The organism is SAR324 cluster bacterium, assembly GCA_029245725.1.
Classification (GTDB): Bacteria; SAR324; SAR324; order SAR324; family NAC60-12; genus JCVI-SCAAA005.
Genome location: JAQWOT010000029.1, coordinates 1 through 2,466, shown reverse-complemented (window position 1 = coordinate 2,466; position 2,466 = coordinate 1). Strand labels below are relative to the sequence as shown.

At 42.4% G+C, this 2,466-nt stretch carries 2 protein-coding genes; both read left to right on the top strand.

Annotated features, from left to right (window positions below; all coding sequences use genetic code 11):
* Window positions 1-96: 96 nt before the first annotated feature.
* Complete coding sequence (locus tag P8O70_00885; protein ID MDG2195439.1) at window positions 97-978, top strand: flagellin; 882 nt, start codon at window positions 97-99, stop codon at window positions 976-978.
* A 951-nt stretch (window positions 979-1,929) separates the two neighbouring features.
* Window positions 1,930-2,466 (top strand): flagellin (locus P8O70_00880; protein MDG2195438.1); only part of this gene is annotated, 537 nt, incomplete at its 3' end.

Below are 2,466 nucleotides of genomic sequence, written 5' to 3'. Positions count from 1 at the left end.
GTATTTTCAGACGACCAGTTCATTCGATTGGACTGTAGCGTGGTCTCATGGAAGAGACGACCGTCATCGCAATCAACAGACCTACAAGGAGTTAGTATGAGTCTGCGAATCAATAATAACGTAGAGTCCCTCAATGCCCACAGGCATTTGATCAACAACGATAAGCAACTCTCCAAATCGATTGAGCGCTTGTCATCTGGTCAGAAGATCAACCGTGGGGCTGATGGTCCGGCTTCCCTGGTTATTTCTGAAGGGATGCGAGCCCAAATTGGCAGTATCCAGCAGGCCACCGACAACAACGAAGCAGCGATCTCTTTGGTTCAGACAGCAGAGGGAGCACTCAACGAAGTGTCGAAACTGTTGGTAGACATGCGTCAGCGGGCGGTGTCTGCAGCCAACCTTGGGATCAATGACCAGAATTCGGTCAATGCCTCTCAGAAAGAGATTGAGAATGCTTTGGAAGCGATTGATCGCATATCAAACAATACTCAGTTTGGTAGCAAGAACTTACTGGACGGGAGTAATCTTGATGCGCAGGGCAATCCATTAGTATCGTTTCAGATTGGAGCAAATCAGGGTCAGATAGCCAGTGTGAGTTTGCCGAATGTTTCGACGAATCAGCTGGCGATAGGAGTTTCGAATGACAGTGGTTTTTCAAGCCTTGCGGACCTGGATGTGACAACAGGCAAAGGTTCCGAAGACGCAATGGGAGTAATTGACAAGGCGATTGAAGAGATTGCGGTCGCTCGAGGTGACTTGGGAGCGTTTCAGAAGAACACCCTGGAGTCAAACCTGACAAGTCTGAGAATTGCGTCAGAGAACATGACAGCTGCAGAGTCAACTATCCGTGATGCAGATATGGCAGTGGAGCTGGCAGCGTTCACACGCAACCAGATCATGACACAGTCAGCGACGGCCCAATTGGCCCAGGCTAACGCAATGCCCAAAAATGTTATGGCTCTCTTAGCTAGCCAGTAATGTAGGTTTGATTAGGATCTATGATAAGAAGTCCTGGAATAATAGCTATGTAGAACCTTGATCGCTCATGGGAGTGACTTAGAGGATGCACTTAGAATAGTCAAGAGTCTTCTGAAAGTGGGACAAGACTAATTTCAAAGAGCTAAATAAGCTCAATTATGAATCTGGTACTTGTTATAAAAACAAACTGAACAATTCTCCTTAGAGAAATTAGTTTGTGATGGTTTGGATCTGAACATAGTTAGCTGAAGAGGATTTACTGTCTTAGAGCTCGGAATATCAGGTGAATTGTATTGTGTGGTTGCTTGATCTTGGAAAATTTAGATTCTCTACTCTTAATTTGATAGGTCAAAGTCATCTGGTTGAAGAAAAATTCTAGTGTAGTGGTTTATCCACAAACACTAACTTTAGTGGTTATGAAAAAATTCTAAGACTCAAAGTTATCTATTTAGCAATCATAATTCTTTAGATGATGATTCTGAAAATCATATTCTTAATGAAAATGTTACTACTATTTAATTAGCAATAAGATAACTAAAGTTGTTTAGATCAGATTCTGAATAGAGATTGATTTAGCAATTAACTGCTACTTCTACACTTCGTTCTTTGACATCAAATATTCCGATCCAACTTGTTTGGATTGGTATTTAACCTTTTTCTGGATAATTCGGAGCAATTATCCATTTGATTACGAAGGCCAAGCAGTCTTCTGATGGCCTGTATCATTAAAATCAAAATAATCTAGATTAATCTAGTTATTTTGATTCAAACCCTGTTAATTTCCTTTCGGCCCAAAACTGAGCAATGGATTTGTGCTGTTCGTCATGGAGGATGAACAGAGATTCGGAATCCAAAACCGAATCTAGGTGGGGTGCTACGGATATATCCCTGCTGCTTTCACGTAAGGAAGTCACTCAGGAAATTATATTTCCAAATTACAAGGAGTTGAAAATGAGTCTGCGAATCAACAACAACGTTGAAGCCCTGAATGCTCACAGAAATCTGGCTCAAAATGACCAGTTGCTAGCGAAATCGATTGAACGACTGTCGTCCGGACAGAAGATCAATACTGGTGCAGATGGTCCAGCTTCTCTGGTTATTTCTGAAGGCTTGCGAGCACAAGTAGCAAGTTTGCACCAAGCGACCGAAAACAATGAGTCAGCAATTTCAATTGTACAAACGGCTGAAGGTGCACTGAATGAAGTATCCAGACTTCTGGTGGATATGCGACAGCGAACAGTTGCAGCGGCTAATGTTGGAGTGAATGACCAGAATATGGTTACTGCTTCTCAGAAGGAAATTGAGAACGCACTGAGTTCAATAGACAGAATTTCTCTAAACACTCAGTTTGGTGGGGAAAAGATTCTAAACGGAAGTGCAGAAGATTCAACTCAGAGGAATCTGTCTTTCCAAATTGGAGCAAATCAAGGCCAGACAGCAAGCATTGCTTTGCCAAACATAATCACGACAGAATTGGCGAAGGGAGCA

Bases quoted from the DNA above. Each gene is read 5' to 3' on its own strand.
- P8O70_00885 (MDG2195439.1), top strand. From the start codon at position 97: ATGAGTCTGCGAATCAATAATAACGTAGAGTCCCTCAATGCCCACAGG.